The sequence below is a fragment of the Mucilaginibacter ginkgonis genome (assembly GCF_009754905.2).
Lineage (GTDB): Bacteria > Bacteroidota > Bacteroidia > Sphingobacteriales > Sphingobacteriaceae > Mucilaginibacter > Mucilaginibacter ginkgonis.
Genome location: NZ_CP066775.1, coordinates 2,480,825 through 2,494,871, shown reverse-complemented (window position 1 = coordinate 2,494,871; position 14,047 = coordinate 2,480,825). Strand labels below are relative to the sequence as shown.

General features: G+C 44.1%; 13 protein-coding genes. 9 read left to right on the top strand and 4 right to left on the bottom strand.

The genetic code is table 11. The features are described from left to right. Positions 1–36: 36 nt before the first annotated feature. Positions 37–1,134: an AAA family ATPase gene (locus GO620_RS11600; protein ID WP_157525523.1), complete on the top strand. Its 1,098-nt coding sequence runs from the start codon at positions 37–39 to the stop codon at positions 1,132–1,134. Positions 1,135–1,168: 34 nt separating this feature from the next. Here the strand turns inward: GO620_RS11600 and GO620_RS11595 are convergent, their stop codons facing one another. The 4 genes from GO620_RS11595 to GO620_RS11580 form a co-directional block, all read right to left on the bottom strand. Beyond that, positions 1,169–2,014 (bottom strand): N-acyl homoserine lactonase family protein, encoded by an 846-nt coding sequence (locus GO620_RS11595; protein WP_157525803.1) that lies wholly within the window; start codon positions 2,012–2,014, stop codon positions 1,169–1,171. Between the two features lie 72 nt (positions 2,015–2,086). Further along, entirely contained in the window at positions 2,087–2,389 is a 303-nt protein-coding gene (locus tag GO620_RS11590) for a nucleotidyltransferase family protein (protein ID WP_157525522.1), read from the bottom strand. A gap of 388 nt (positions 2,390–2,777) precedes the next feature. Next, positions 2,778–4,364: a DUF1501 domain-containing protein gene (locus tag GO620_RS11585; protein WP_157525521.1), complete on the bottom strand. Its 1,587-nt coding sequence runs from the start codon at positions 4,362–4,364 to the stop codon at positions 2,778–2,780. Continuing rightward, positions 4,361–5,959 carry a DUF1800 domain-containing protein gene (locus GO620_RS11580; protein ID WP_157525520.1) on the bottom strand — a complete coding sequence of 533 codons (1,599 nt, stop codon included), beginning with the start codon at positions 5,957–5,959 and terminating at the stop codon, positions 4,361–4,363. The genes GO620_RS11585 and GO620_RS11580 overlap by 4 nt, the downstream gene beginning before the upstream one ends. Positions 5,960–6,120: 161 nt before the next feature. Between GO620_RS11580 and GO620_RS11575 the strand changes: the two genes are divergently transcribed. The 8 genes from GO620_RS11575 to lptC all read left to right on the top strand — a co-directional run bounded on the left by GO620_RS11575 (position 6,121) and on the right by lptC (position 13,926). Next, positions 6,121–6,816: a YjjG family noncanonical pyrimidine nucleotidase gene (locus GO620_RS11575; protein WP_200229979.1), complete on the top strand. Its 696-nt coding sequence runs from the start codon at positions 6,121–6,123 to the stop codon at positions 6,814–6,816. A gap of 688 nt (positions 6,817–7,504) precedes the next feature. Next, positions 7,505–8,356 (top strand): UDP-2,3-diacylglucosamine diphosphatase, encoded by an 852-nt coding sequence (locus GO620_RS11570; protein ID WP_157525519.1) that lies wholly within the window; start codon positions 7,505–7,507, stop codon positions 8,354–8,356. A 135-nt stretch (positions 8,357–8,491) separates the two neighbouring features. Continuing rightward, positions 8,492–9,481 (top strand): glycosyltransferase family protein, encoded by a 990-nt coding sequence (locus GO620_RS11565; RefSeq protein ID WP_157525518.1) that lies wholly within the window; start codon positions 8,492–8,494, stop codon positions 9,479–9,481. Positions 9,482–9,533: 52 nt separating this feature from the next. After that, positions 9,534–10,520 (top strand): DUF6427 family protein, encoded by a 987-nt coding sequence (locus GO620_RS11560; protein WP_157525517.1) that lies wholly within the window; start codon positions 9,534–9,536, stop codon positions 10,518–10,520. A 45-nt stretch (positions 10,521–10,565) separates the two neighbouring features. Further along, positions 10,566–11,258 carry a phosphoribosylformylglycinamidine synthase subunit PurQ gene (gene purQ / locus GO620_RS11555; RefSeq protein ID WP_157525516.1) on the top strand — a complete coding sequence of 231 codons (693 nt, stop codon included), beginning with the start codon at positions 10,566–10,568 and terminating at the stop codon, positions 11,256–11,258. Beyond that, positions 11,258–11,995 (top strand): type III pantothenate kinase, encoded by a 738-nt coding sequence (locus tag GO620_RS11550; RefSeq protein WP_157525515.1) that lies wholly within the window; start codon positions 11,258–11,260, stop codon positions 11,993–11,995. Before purQ ends, GO620_RS11550 begins: the two co-directional genes overlap by 1 nt. Next, a complete protein-coding gene (locus tag GO620_RS11545; RefSeq protein WP_157525514.1) occupies positions 11,988–13,346 on the top strand; it encodes a PorV/PorQ family protein in 1,359 nt (452 codons plus the stop codon). Before GO620_RS11550 ends, GO620_RS11545 begins: the two co-directional genes overlap by 8 nt. Then, the gene (lptC, locus tag GO620_RS11540; protein WP_157525513.1) at positions 13,312–13,926 is read left to right on the top strand and encodes an LPS export ABC transporter periplasmic protein LptC; all 615 of its coding nucleotides are present in this window, start codon (positions 13,312–13,314) and stop codon (positions 13,924–13,926) included. Before GO620_RS11545 ends, lptC begins: the two co-directional genes overlap by 35 nt. Positions 13,927–14,047 lie beyond the last annotated feature (121 nt).

Sequence of the window (14,047 nt, the reverse complement as noted above, 5' to 3'; positions counted from 1 at the left end):
GTTAGCTGAAATTTGTTGCCAACCATTGAAAATATTATGACAGAGATCACTTACGCCGGAGTAACGGATAATTTCCATTTTTCTGACCGGCCGAAACAGATTGAAATGATACGCGATGCCATACGCGAAGGGATGGAGCGTAACCCATTGCGAAAACCTAAACAAGCAGATGAACGCTATGACTGCGCTGATGACCTTTTTGAGATACGCTGTGCAAATGAGTGGATGGACGTTGGCTGCCGACGCCCGCCGCCTAAAATGCTTTTTGATAACTTTTGGTTTGAAAATGAGCTGTGCATTTTATTTGCCGATACTAATGTTGGCAAATCTATACTGGCCGTTCAATTGGGTAATTGTTTAGCTAACGGCAACGACATAGAGCCGTTTAAGACAGAAACCGCTGCCTGCCCGGTTTTATACGTAGATTTTGAACAAAGTGCTGCCCAGTTTGAGGCCAGGTATACGGTTTATGACGGGCCTTACAAGTTTAGTCCGCGTTTTTTTCGGGCCGAACTTAATGCCGCCGCCGGCCATGTGCGCAATTACATAGACCGTGTGCACTATTGTATTGAAGAGGGGCTGCGTAAAACCGGTGCCAAGGTGCTCATCATTGACAACCTAACGTACCTGGCAAACCAGGCGGGCCAGATTGGCGACGCGCTTAGTATGATGAAATTTTTGAAGACCATTAAAAGCAAATATCATATATCTATACTGGCGCTGGCGCACACGCCTAAGCGTAACCAAACAAGGCCAATTACCAATAACGATATGCATGGCAGTAAAATGCTTATTAACTTTTGCGATAGTGCCTTTGCCATGGGCCGCAGCCAAAAAAACAGTAACATAAGGTATCTTAAACAGATAAAGCAACGTAACAGCAGCGAGGTTTACGGCGAAGGCCGTGTTTGCCTGTTTACTATTGAACGCAGCGGCGGTCTTTTACGCCTGTGCCCCGCAGGGTACGAACCAGAACATGAGCATCTGCAAAAGGCCAATTACATTACCATAGCAGACAGGCAGGCCGCTAAGAAAATGTTTAGTGAGGGCCTATCGAAACGGCAGATAGCTTTGCAACTGGATATTGCCAGATCCACAGTGAGGCGAATATTGGAAGAAGAGGAAAACGGTTAAGACAATCGCAAGACCGGGTTTCGAAATAATCAGGTTACCTGATCTCAACAATCCCGTCTGCGACCTTTGGGAATATCGAAAACACCTTACCATCGTGCCCGGGAATGATAAACTTTACATTGCTTGCCAGTGTTTTCATTCTTTTCATTTCACGGACATAACCCGCAGGATCCAGCGTGCCGCCATTAGAAGGCGGACTTAAATGCTGAAGGCTATAATACACCCAGATATTGTCTGAGGCAAGTACGATCTTGTTTATCCCTGTATTTACCACAACGTATTGCGAATTGAATGTATGCCTTGAGCCGGTATACACCCTTATGTCGGGAAGTATTTGCTTGTCATCGCCGTTTATAAGCGTTAGTCTGCCCTCAAGGTTAAGATCAACTATTTTGCGCACGTCGCGTTTTGCGAAACCGCCGCTTCCAATACCTTTTTGCCAGGTTTGGCCAACAAAATAATTGTAGTCTTCCTTCTGCATCCAGAAATGCGCATTCGGGAAAAGGCTTACCCCATCGATATGGTCCCAATGCGGGTGACTAATGATCACGTCTGTCACGTCGCCGGGCTTAATGCCCAGCTTCATTAGTGCCGAATCGGGGCGGATGTAATCTTTGATTTTAAAATCGGCGGCGTCTTCAGCATCTTTTAGAAACCCGGTATCAAACAGGATCACTTTACCATTATCGCCTTTGATCACCCAGACAGAAAAGTTAATGTCGACTTTAGTTTTTGGTCCATTCAGTGCCCAGTCGCTCACGGTAAATGGTATTGCAGTACCAGCGAATTTTACGGCGTGAACTTTATAACGGGGTATTTGGGCGGTTGCGGTAAGTAAGAAAAGAAAAGTAAAGATTGCAAGCAAACATATTGATCTCATCATACTGAAAGATAATAATCTATTGCCTCAACAGAAACTTTAATATCAAATAACAACTTTTTTCTTCCGGAATCATAATAACGATACCTTGCTGTTATTGATCGATTCTATCAAATAAGGGTTTGAGAGCGTTTTCTCGGCGATAATTTCGACTTCTCTCTGAAGCAAGTTTTCTAATGCATAAATGAGTTCGAAATAGTTATCACCATACTCTGCTATGCTAAGTCCGGAATCAAAATTTACCAGGAAATCTACATCACTTTCCGCAGTCATAGTGTCTTTTGCCGCACTGCCGAATAGCGATGCCTTAACCACCCCATGCTTTTGCATAAGCAATTTGATTTCCTCAAGGTTATCGGCAACGATAGCGTCCATATTTCAAATTTAGCAATAAAAATTAAAGTAGTTACAGCGAATGCTTTGACAGCCTCAGCGCATTAACCCCTCCCTAACCCTCCCCTTCGAGGAGGGAAAAGCCCCTCTCCTTTGGAGAGGGGTGGGGTGAGGCGTAGAACAAATGCGACGATAACTACGAGATTGCTTCGTTTCTCGCAAGGAAATATTAAATTCAAGCCCCTCTCTTTCGGAGAGGGGTTGGGATGAGGCGTAGAACAAATGCGACGATAACTACGAGATTGCTTCGTTTCTCGCAAGGAAATATTAAATTCAAGCCCCTCTCTTTCGGAGAGGGGTTGGGGTGAGGCGATTATAAGCTAACAAACAAAAGCCACCTCTCCTTTGCAGAGGTGCTGGGGTTGGACCATTACCTCACCGCTACCATTCCACGCGTTTGCGTTAAGCTGCCGTTTTGTAGCCGGGCATAATACACACCCGGCGGAATGTTCTGTGCATCGAAACGCACTTCATAGTTACCCTGATCATAAATATTGTCGACCAAATTGCTTATGAGTTTGCCCTGCACATCAAATATCTGTATGAGCACGTGCCCGCCCGAAGACTTGAAAGATACATGCGTAACCGACTGGAATGGGTTAGGATAATTGCTGATTAGCTTATCGCCCGCGGAAGCATTAAGCTCTGATTGCGTGGAAACACACGGCGCGCTGGACTTGATGACCGGCAGGGACTGGAAGTTATTTAATAATATGTCGCCTAAAGTGCTTGGATCTACACAGAACCATTGCTGAAGCAGCGAGGCATATACCGAGCGGAAATCGTATTGCATCGGGATGTTATCATTTACCCCTACGTTGTTGGATATCACCGGGCTTGTGCCCAAAACCCCCGGCTGTATGTAATCGCCAAAGAGGATCATTGGTGCTGCCGCGCCGTGGTCTGTACCAACGCTGGCGTTTGACTTTATACGGCGGCCAAATTCTGAAAAGGTCATGCCGGCTACGCGTTTAGATGCACCTAAACCTTTAAGATCGTCCATAAAGGCTTTAATAGCGTCTGACACTTTGCCAAGCATAGTTGCATGATAGCCTGTTTCCTGTGCTCCGGTATTTACCTGCGCGCTGTGCGTATCAAAGCTGCCGATGTTAACCATGTAAACACGGGTTTTTAGTCCGCCGGCAATTAATCGTGCCACTACCTTTAGCTGGTCTGCGAGCGAGTTGTTTGAAGGGTAGGCGCCTTGCTTGGTTACTTTGCTTGCGGCTGCTTTTATTACTGTACCATATTGCGTGGTTTGCTGTGCAACCTGGCGGATATAGGTAAGCTCTTTGCCGGCATTGGTGTTTGGCGCAGCGGTTGTTTTACCGCTGATAAGGCTGTAGAAATTGTTTGGGTCTGTGATAGCCATGCCCATATTTACAGACGGCCCCTGCAAAGCGGGGGATACCGACGAGCCTATCTGGATGGCCAAGGGATCGGGCATAATGGTATTTGGATAGCCCACCGGGAAGTTTGTGTATTGTTGGGCAAGGTACCTGCCTGCCCAGCCCGAAGTTAATACCTGGTCTGAGTTTGCACCTGTTAACCATATATCAGTTGCACGGAAGTGCGAAAAGTTGGGCTGCGGATAACCCACCGATTGAATGATCTTGGCTTTACCATCATTATACAAACTTTGCAGACCTGTCATGGCGGTATGAATGCCGGTATATGAGGTGCCGTCGAGCTTCAGCACTTTGTTTTTCGGGATAATGATATTGCCCCTCGCGTTCGCCAGGTTATCATATTGGTCAAAAGGGATAACGGTATTCAACCCATCGTTACCACCGTTCAACTGAATCAGAACTAACACGTGGTCTGTTTCTGTAGGCGCCGCTACCAAAGCCTCTAAAAACGGCGAAACACCAAATGCCTTAAACGTCAGATCGTTGATCAGCTTTGGCATGACTACGCCTGCCGGAAGCGCTTTTCCTATAAAATCGCGTCTGTTCATGATAGCTGGTATTCTGGCAGGTCCATAATGTATTTATACAGCGTTTGCAACCGGGTAGTGATCACCTTAAGGTTAGCCGCGTCTGTGGGGTTGGCCTTCAAAGCGTTCCAGGCATCCGTCCAGTAATGGTCTGATATCTGGCCTGAGAGCAGGATGCCTTTTAGGAAATCAATTGTTTCTTGCGAAACTGTAACCTGATACAGTTGGGCAAGCATATCTGTGATCAGCAAATTCGGATCGGCAGGGGTTGGCAATGAGGCTGTATAGGCAACTGTATCGATCACTAACTTTTTGCCGTTGCGGGTATAACCATTACCGATGAGCGTATCTGTAAACTGGTTGCGCTTTGGCAGGGTGTCAGAGTTGATCCACAATTCGTGATACTCCGGCACCTGGTAATACGCAGGCCACCCTGAAACGTTAGGCGGATCCCCAATGCTCTGGCCAATGTTAGATGCTATGGTTTGCAGGTAAGTCAGCATATAATACTGGTTCACATAGTCGGCATCACCCGGCAGGGTAACGTTAAATTCGCGCATCATGCCGGCCACCAGATTAACAGGGTCTTTAATTACACAGCCTTTGGCGGCATCGGCATAAAAGTAGTCGCTGGTGAAAAGTGCCTGCAATACTGGTTTTATCTCGTAGTTATTTTTGCGGAAAATATCTGCCAATGGTACAATCACGTTTGCCTCTGTAGCGGCGTCAATGTTGTAGTAAACGAAATAGCGATATAATTTTCGGCAAATAAACAAAGCTACCTCGTTGTTCTTGAAGATCATGTTGATCAGATCATCCAATTCGGTCGACCCATTTGCACCCGTTTTGCCAGTGATCACAGTATTGCCATAAAAGGCCGAAAAAGTTTTATTGGTAGCATCGTGACGGGTTGCGTCGAACGATGATGATATCAGCGTTGTATTTATAGTATAGCCCGTTAATACTTTGGCAGCCGCCTTAACGTCATCTTCGGTATATTTAGAATTGGGGCCTTTGCCAACGGTAAACAACTCCTGCAATTCGCGGCCGTAGTTTTCATCAGGTGCCGACTTAACATTCACATACCCGTTTAGGTATTTGAGCATCGCCGGGTCGAGGGTGATCTGCTTTACAAAGTCTTTAAAATTGCCAAGCGCGTATTGCCTTAACAGCGCGTTATGCTTGTACACAAACCTGGCATCATCAACAGTTGATGTCTGCGTAGCGAAGTGATTGTGCCAGAAAAGCACCATTTTTTCCAGGATGCTACTATTCTGATTGATCATCAGGCCCATCCACCAGGCCTTGAAAGATGCAAGCCTGCGGCTGTTTGCAGTACCGTCTGTGTATGGCGCGTTTACCCAGGTTGTACCGGCCGGAACATTTGCATCTGTATAATTGGCATCGTTATAACCATTTACCGGAGGCGCCGGTACTGCAGGTTGTGTAAACAGCGTTGCCACAACCTGGTTTAAATTCTTACCGCTAAGCGCGTTGATATCGCTCCGGCTTACACCAAAGGTAGTGCGGTTAAGCAGATGTATCAATTCTGCATTGCCAAAAACGGCCGGCGGGGCAGCTGCAAGGTGCTGCGCAGTTAAATGTCTGTCAGTCATTTACTTTCTTAGGGGAAAGGGTGCCATAAAGATAAGCAATATTTGCAACAGTAATGTTACAATACTAAAATTTGTGAAAATTTATTAACTAAGAAAAAATCAGAAGTGAAAATTGTAATTGTCTAAAAACCATTGGCATCTTTGCGGCAGCAAATATTAAAGTGAAAAACTACCGCCATATTTTCTTTGATCTTGATCATACCATTTGGGACTTTGACCGCAATGCCGAAGAAACCCTTAAGGAACTTTACATGGAGTATAAGTTAAGCGCATTAGGAGTGCCTTCGGCCGAACTTTTTATCGCTAAATACACAGAGAATAACCATCGCTTATGGGCAGAGTACCACAGCGGTAAGATTACCAAAGACCATCTGCGCGAAATGCGTTTCAAGCAAACCTTTTTAGACTTAGGTATGCTCCCTGATTTGATCCCTATCGGTTTTGAGGATCACTATGTACGCGTTGGGCCTACAAAGACAGGATTATTCGATGGCGCGCACGAAGTGCTTACTTATTTGAAAGAGAGATACACTTTACATTTGATCTCGAACGGGTTCATTGAAGCAGTAACTGTTAAGGTCGCGGGATCTGATCTGGCTAGATACTTCGACAACGTGATCGTATCTGAGGTTGTCGGCGTTATTAAACCCGACCGCCGCATATTTGAACACGCCCTGCAACTGGCAGGTGCAACAATCGGCGAAAGCCTAATGATAGGTGACAGCCTGGAAGCCGATGTTTACGGCGCACTAAATTTTGGTATGGATGCCATTTGGTTTAACCCCGCCGGGTTGCCAACGCCTGATGACGTGCCGGTACAAGTAAATAGTTTGAGAGAGTTGGTGGGGATGTTGTAGGTGGCCGATGATTTGAACCGGTGTGATCAATAAAGTTTTTCATCGCGAGTTAAGCGCGGTTCTCAGCATAAAATCTAACTATCCTATGGAATTGCTTCGTATCTCGCAATGACAAGGAGGGTAATAACCTATCCAACTAATACAATAACGGAATATCAACTTAATTTACGTCCGCGTTAGCGATAGTAGCGGAAAGCCCACAGTGAGCGTAGCGAAACGAGGACTTGCAGCGGATAGCGCGGCACCAACAGAGTTGGGGCAACGCCCAAAGTTCTTTTACCTACAGCACCATTCTATTACCATTCCTATCCATAATATTTATTTCTAATCTGTTTCAATAAAACAGCATTCCTTTTTAAACCTAACCCCCAAGATCCGGTCAATTATTCAATTGTTAACAACTCCGTTACTGTTGAAAAAATAAACCACAATAATTTGTAACATATACTGTTTTAACGCCGTCTTAACATTAAAATAATCAGCGCATTATAACTTTGCTTAACACGTATTAGTATGAGCTTCAATACAGCTTATTTGATTGTCACCGGATTAATGATCATGCTTGCCTTGCTCTATATCAGCCCTTATGAACTAAAGGTTGAAGAAGAGGAAGAAGAATAGTCAGGAATCCGGCAACTGTATAAATTACCCTGAAATACGCAGGGCGTAGATCATATTCTCTTGATTAATGCCAAAACGCGAAGTAGAAATTGCCATTATTTCTGACGTCCACCTGGGGACCTACGGCTGCCACGCCAAAGAACTGCTCAAATATCTTAAAAGCATTAAGCCAAAAAAACTGATCCTCAACGGCGACATTATAGACATCTGGCAATTCAGCAAGTCTTATTGGCCCGATAGCCATATGAAGGTTTTACGCCGCATACTGAAGTTTGTTACAGAAGGCGTGCCCGTTTACTATCTTACAGGCAACCATGACGAAATGCTGCGCAAGTTTGCTGACTTTGATCTGGGCTCATTCAAACTAGTTAATAAGTTGCTTCTACCGGTTGGCGATAAAAGGGCGTGGATATTTCATGGCGATATTTTTGACGTAACCATGCAGCATTCTAAATGGCTGGCTAAGATGGGCGCCATTGGTTATGATACGCTTATTCTGATCAACAGCTTTACCAATTGGGTATTAACTAAGCTTGGCCGGCAGAAGATGAGCTTTTCGCAAAAGGTAAAAGCGAAGTTTAAAGATGCCGTAAAATTCATCAATCAATTTGAACAAACCGCCGCCGACCTTGCCGTTGATAAGAAATACGACTATGTGATCTGCGGACATATCCATCACGCCGAGATCAGGACTATCGATTCAACAGATAAGACGGGTAGCGTAACTTATCTAAACTCGGGCGATTGGGTAGAAAGCCTTACCGCCCTCGAATATAATCATGGCAATTGGGAGATATTTAAATATCGCCCGCAAGATTTTGTTGTTGAACATGAGGATGACGACAAAATTGACAGCGAGAACCTGGATAACAAACTTGACGTTAGGACCCTGTTGGAGAAGTTGAAACTGGAGGTCTGAGGGGATTTTCGAATGTCGAATTTTCGATTTCGAATTTTTATTTAATTGTGATTCCTTTCTATTTCTGACTTATTTAAGTTCGAAATTGACTCCCGATAGCTGTCGGAACGAATTCGATATATTTGGCGCATCACCATGAAAATATTATTCGGCATACAGGGGACCGGCAACGGGCATATTAGTCGCGCCCGCGAAATAGTCCCGCTGCTGCAGCAATATGGTGATGTTGACTTATTAATAAGCGGTACGGAGGCTGAGGTGAGCCTCACCCAGCCGGTAAAATATCGTTTTCATGGCGCCAGTTTTGTTTTTGGTACAAACGGTGGCGTCGACATGAAAGCTACATGGAAACTGCTGAACCTGCGCCAACTTTGGCGCGACATGCGCAGCCTGCCTTTAAAGGACTATGACCTGGTGATCAATGATTTTGAACCCGTCAGTGCCTGGGCTTGCAAGCTGCAGAAAGTGCCGTCTGTTTCTTTAAGTCATCAATGTTCGTTTGTTTCAAAAAAAACGCCGCGGCCGCTTAAATGGAATTATGCCGAATGGCTATTTAAGTACTATTCCCCAACAACGCATCACGTTGGTTTCCACTTTGAGCGTTATGATAACTTTATTCATACCCCAGTTATCCGTAGCGAAATACGCCATTTAACGCCCACTAACAAAGGGTATTACACAGTTTACCTGCCCGCTTATGATGACAGAACGCTTATCAAAGAGTTAAGCGCTGTTCCGGGTGTGCAATGGCAGGTATTTTCAAAACGCGAAAAAGTGGGCATAACGCAAGGTAATGTTACAGTGTTACCCGTAAATAATGACGCTTTTAACTATAGCCTTGCCGGCTGTGCGGGTTTACTTACCGGGGGCGGTTTCGAAGGCCCCGCCGAAGCGCTGTTTCTTGGTAAAAAAGTAATGGTGATACCCATGAAGAACCAATATGAGCAGCAATGTAACGCGGTAGCAGCTGCCCGGCTGGGCGTTAAGGTGGTAGACCAGATCGATGAGCATTTTACTTCCCACTTAAATAATTGGATCGTGGCCGACAACAAAATAATTGTTGATTTTAAAGACGAGACTGCTGATATCATTAAGAACTTAGTAAACACCTACGCCCGCGGATAGCAAATTTTACCATACCCGCTTTTTGTGGTATTATTGCAGCTACGCCACTTAAATGATAAGCCTTTTCAGGAAATATAACCCGGTTAATACAGCATGGCTGGTGTTAGTGGTTATCTTATTGCGGTTGGTTTACATCGCAAAGGCTCCAGACAAACTCGATTTCATATTCGTTGAAACCTTTACCCGCTCGCTGGTGCCGGTGGCTTACGAGAATGCTTTTTCGCCGGTCATAAATATTTTATTGGCAGCGCTTTTGGTTTATGGCCAGGCTTTGCTGGTAAACTATGTAGCAAACTTTTACAATTTGTTAGGCAGGCCCAGTTTTTTGCCGGCGCTGATGTTTGTAGTCGCATCGAGCATATTTACGCCGTTCTTAATATTAAGTCCGCCGTTGATCTGCAATTTTCTGGTCATTTGGATGATATTTAAGATGCTGGCTTTATACAAGGCAGATAATGCAAATGCCCTGGGTTATGATCTGGGGATGCTGGTTGCTGTAGGGTCGCTCATCTATTTGCCGTTCATTTATTTCATGGTATTGGTTTGGATAGCTTTTATCATATTCAGGCCGTTCAACATCCGCGAGTGGCTGTCTACCATTTTAGGTTACATCACCATCTTTTTTTTCCTGGCAGTGTACTATTACATGACAGACAGGATAGATAGCTTTTTTAATATCTGGCTGCCGCTTGGTACCAAATTGCCTACCAGCATTGTCATAAAGCAATATACCTATGTCTTGCTAATTCCTGTTGCCGTGTTCTTTTTCTTAAGTTTTACCAAAATAAGCGCACTTTATTACAAAAGCTATATCCACAGCCGCAAAGGGTTAATATTAATGGTGCTGATATTTCTTATTGCAGGATTATCATTTTATGTGAAAGCCGAATTCAGGTTAAGCCACTTTTTGCTTTGCGCCCTGCCGACCGCTATATTTTTCGCTTATTACTTTCTGTATGCCAAATGGAAATGGTTTTACGAAACCTTGTTTTTACTGTTTGTGGCGGGAATCATCTTCTTTCAGTTTAACAATTTTTAACTTTTACATTCGTTCAGGTTCAAGGCGTTATATTAGCTTTGTAGCATGAAATTTGGCGTTGTTATATTCCCCGGGTCAAACTGCGATGAAGATATCATCTATGTTTTAGAGCATGTTTTAGGTCAGCAGGTGGTGCGTTTATGGCACAAAGATCATGACTTGCAGGGCGCCGATTTCATCATCCTTCCGGGTGGGTTCTCTTTTGGCGATTATCTGCGTTCCGGTGCTATTGCCCGTTTTTCGCCCATTATGCAGGAGGTGATAAAGTTTGCCGGGCAAGGCGGATACGTAATGGGTATATGCAATGGCTTCCAGATATTGGTTGAGGCACATTTGTTACCGGGCGTGCTGCTGCATAACAAGAACCGCAAATTTATTTGCCGTAACACCTACATCAAGGCAGAGACCACTAATTCTTTATTAACCTCACAAGCAGACTTGCAGCAGCCTTTAAAAATTCCGGTTGCGCATGGCGAGGGTAATTATTTTGCCGATGCTGATACCCTTAGCAGTATGGCAGATAACGACCAGGTGTTGTTCCGCTATTGCGATGAGACTGGCAACGTGTGCGAAGAATCTAACTTAAATGGTTCAATCAATAACATTGCAGGTGTTTGTAATTTGGAACGTAATGTGTTTGGCTTGATGCCGCACCCCGAACGTGCTGCCGATACATTGGTGGCCAACCAGGACGGCCTAATCATATTTGAATCTATACTGTCGCTGGCTAAAGCCTGATGGCCAACCTGGTTGTAGATATCGGCAATACGCAAACTAAGTTGGCAATATTCAACGGCGAGAAAATGCTATCGTTCGATCATGTTGCCGAAGCGGATGAAAGTTTGATTGCTGCACTGATCGGTAAGCACAAGGTTGATAAAGTTATCATCTCATCGGTTAAAGAAAACAAACCGGCATATATACAACAACTTGACATTCCGGTCACCTGTTTCACTAATCAGACCAAAACGGCGGTGAATAATCACTATCAAAGTGCGAACACGCTAGGCGCCGACAGGTGGGCAGCAGTAGCCGGGGCGGTAACGGTTAATCCGGGTAAGGATACTTTGGTAATAGACGCGGGCACTTGTATTACATATGATATGGTTGATGCCGGACATAATTATTATGGCGGCAGCATATCGCCGGGCCTTGAAATGCGTTATAAAGCCGTTAACCATTATACGGCGGCATTACCGTTGCTTAATGCTGATAATAAATTCGAAGGAAGCTTTGGTACAGATACGGCATCGGCTATACGTTCGGGCATACAAAACGGAATTAAATATGAAGCCGAAGGTTTCATTAGCGGTTATCGTGAGCAATATCCCGAACTTAACATCATACTAACAGGCGGCGACGGTATTTTTTTGGATACTCTTTTGAAAAATAGCATCTTTGCCCCCTATATAAAAAATGACCCTTACCTTGTTTTAAAGGGTTTAAATGCAGTTATACAAGTCCAGAATGATTAAATATATTCGTTTAGTAATTACGATACTCGCTTTTTTACCCTTAGCCAATGTGGTTATGGCGCAATCTACCGCTACCACAAGCTCGCCTTATTCTAAATATGGTCTTGGTACTTTAAATCAGGATGCGTTGCCTGAAACGCGTGCAATGGGTGGCATCGGCACGGCCATCAACAAATTAGGTTTTTACAACTATATAAACTCTGCCAACCCGGCGTCATACTCTTATATAGGCCTTACCACTATCGATATTGGTTTGTTTAACAACAGTGTAACACTAAGCCAAAATGGTGTACCATCACAAACAAACTCAAATTTCAGGCTAAGTCACGTTTCTTTCGGCATACCGGTTAGTAAACGTTCGGCATTAAGCTTTGGCTTGAAACCTTATACAGAGTTAGGGTATAACTACACGCAAACAAAATCTAATCTTGGCTCCGGCCTGCCAAGCGACACAAATGCTGTAAATTACATTTACAGCGGAGACGGAGGCCTGTCTAAAGCTTACTTGGGATATGGATTTGGCTTAGGTAAACACATTGCATTCGGTGCAAACGCGTCTTATATTTTTGGCAACCTTCAGCAATTCAGGTCGGTAGAAATTCCTAACCTGTATGGTAACCTAAATACCAGGATAGAGCAAAGCAATTCCGTTTCGGGCCTGGCCTATGACGCCGGTACGCAGATCACTTTTGATTTTAAAGGTAAAAAAGACAGGCCGGGCGATCCGCCAAGCCGCCACCTTACATTTGGTTATTCAGCAAATTTGTCGTCGCAATTACGTACACAAAATAAATATGTAATTACACAGTACCAAAAGAATTTTGCAACAGGCGACGAAAATAATGCCGCCGATTCTGTTGTAAATAATCAGACGAGCGGTGCAAAGATCAAATTGCCATTGATCCACCATTTTGGTATATCTTTCCAGAACGATGGCAAATTTTTAGTAGGTGCAGATTATAGCATTGGCAATTGGTCGCAATTGACAATTGCAGGTGTTAACCAGGGCCTGCAAAACACGCAGACATTTAATGTAGGCGGTCAATTTACGCCTAACGCTAACTCTATAAACAGCTACCTGGCTGCGGTTGATTACCGTCTTGGTTTTAATTACGAAAAAACTTACGTGCAAATAAATGGTACCAACATCAATCAAAAGGCAATCACGTTTGGCTTTGGTTTTCCGCTTGCACCATCTGTTGGACAGATAAGTTTTTATAAATTAAACATCTCTGCTGAAATTGGCGAACGCGGTACGCTGTCAAACAACCTTATACGAGAACGTTTTTATAACTTCCACTTAGGCTTTCTGCTAAATGACAAATGGTTCCGCAGGTATAAGTTTGACTAAGCTTAAATCGCTTGCGACCGTTTTTAAACTGACCGGCGCTTTAGTGTGCGTTTTGGTATTGTCATCATGCGAAAACGATCTTAAGAAAATCCGGGAAATATCTGCCAAATACAACTCGTCGCCGGTTGAAAAGACCACCGGTGTTGAAGTGATCTATAGCGACTCTGCCCATGTTAAAGCCAAGGTAGAGACCCCGCTGATGCTTAGTTATAAGGTAAAGAACCCTTATTATGAAATGCCTAAAGGGGTCAAGATCACTTTTTATGACCAGGACCTAAAGTTACAAAGCACGGTTATTTCAGACTATGCCATACGGCGTGAAAATGAGAAGATCATTGAGCTGGATAAAAACGTCGTGGCAACCAATGAAAAAGGTGACGTTTTTAAATCGGACCAATTGATCTGGAATGAAAGCGACCGCAAGGTTACATCTAATAAGCCTGTTACCATTATTACCTCAAATGGTAGTATCATTCGTGGCGGATCTCTTAAAACCAATGAAAAATTTGACCCGTGGGACATTAATAATACAAACGGCACCTTCCACGTCGAGCAGAATTTCTCACAGCAACAACCCTGAAAACAAGTGTGTTAAGAGTTGAAATTTGTCTGCTAATTTTTTGGCAAAATTCGTATCTTGCGCGCTCTTTTTAAGAAATATAAACTATCGAATAGGATATGGGTGTGATGACTTTTTTGCG

Excerpts from the sequence above, each read along its gene's own strand:
- GO620_RS11600 (WP_157525523.1), top strand. The coding sequence starts at position 37 with ATGACAGAGATCACTTACGCCGGAGTAACGGATAATTTCCATTTTTCT.
- GO620_RS11595 (WP_157525803.1), bottom strand. The coding sequence starts at position 2,014 with ATGAGATCAATATGTTTGCTTGCAATCTTTACTTTTCTTTTCTTACTT.
- GO620_RS11590 (WP_157525522.1), bottom strand. The coding sequence starts at position 2,389 with ATGGACGCTATCGTTGCCGATAACCTTGAGGAAATCAAATTGCTTATG.
- GO620_RS11585 (WP_157525521.1), bottom strand. The coding sequence starts at position 4,364 with ATGAACAGACGCGATTTTATAGGAAAAGCGCTTCCGGCAGGCGTAGTC.
- GO620_RS11580 (WP_157525520.1), bottom strand. The coding sequence starts at position 5,959 with ATGACTGACAGACATTTAACTGCGCAGCACCTTGCAGCTGCCCCGCCG.
- GO620_RS11570 (WP_157525519.1), top strand. The coding sequence starts at position 7,505 with ATGCCAAAACGCGAAGTAGAAATTGCCATTATTTCTGACGTCCACCTG.
- GO620_RS11565 (WP_157525518.1), top strand. The coding sequence starts at position 8,492 with ATGAAAATATTATTCGGCATACAGGGGACCGGCAACGGGCATATTAGT.
- GO620_RS11560 (WP_157525517.1), top strand. The coding sequence starts at position 9,534 with ATGATAAGCCTTTTCAGGAAATATAACCCGGTTAATACAGCATGGCTG.
- purQ (WP_157525516.1), top strand. The coding sequence starts at position 10,566 with ATGAAATTTGGCGTTGTTATATTCCCCGGGTCAAACTGCGATGAAGAT.
- GO620_RS11550 (WP_157525515.1), top strand. The coding sequence starts at position 11,258 with ATGGCCAACCTGGTTGTAGATATCGGCAATACGCAAACTAAGTTGGCA.
- GO620_RS11545 (WP_157525514.1), top strand. The coding sequence starts at position 11,988 with ATGATTAAATATATTCGTTTAGTAATTACGATACTCGCTTTTTTACCC.
- lptC (WP_157525513.1), top strand. The coding sequence starts at position 13,312 with ATGACAAATGGTTCCGCAGGTATAAGTTTGACTAAGCTTAAATCGCTT.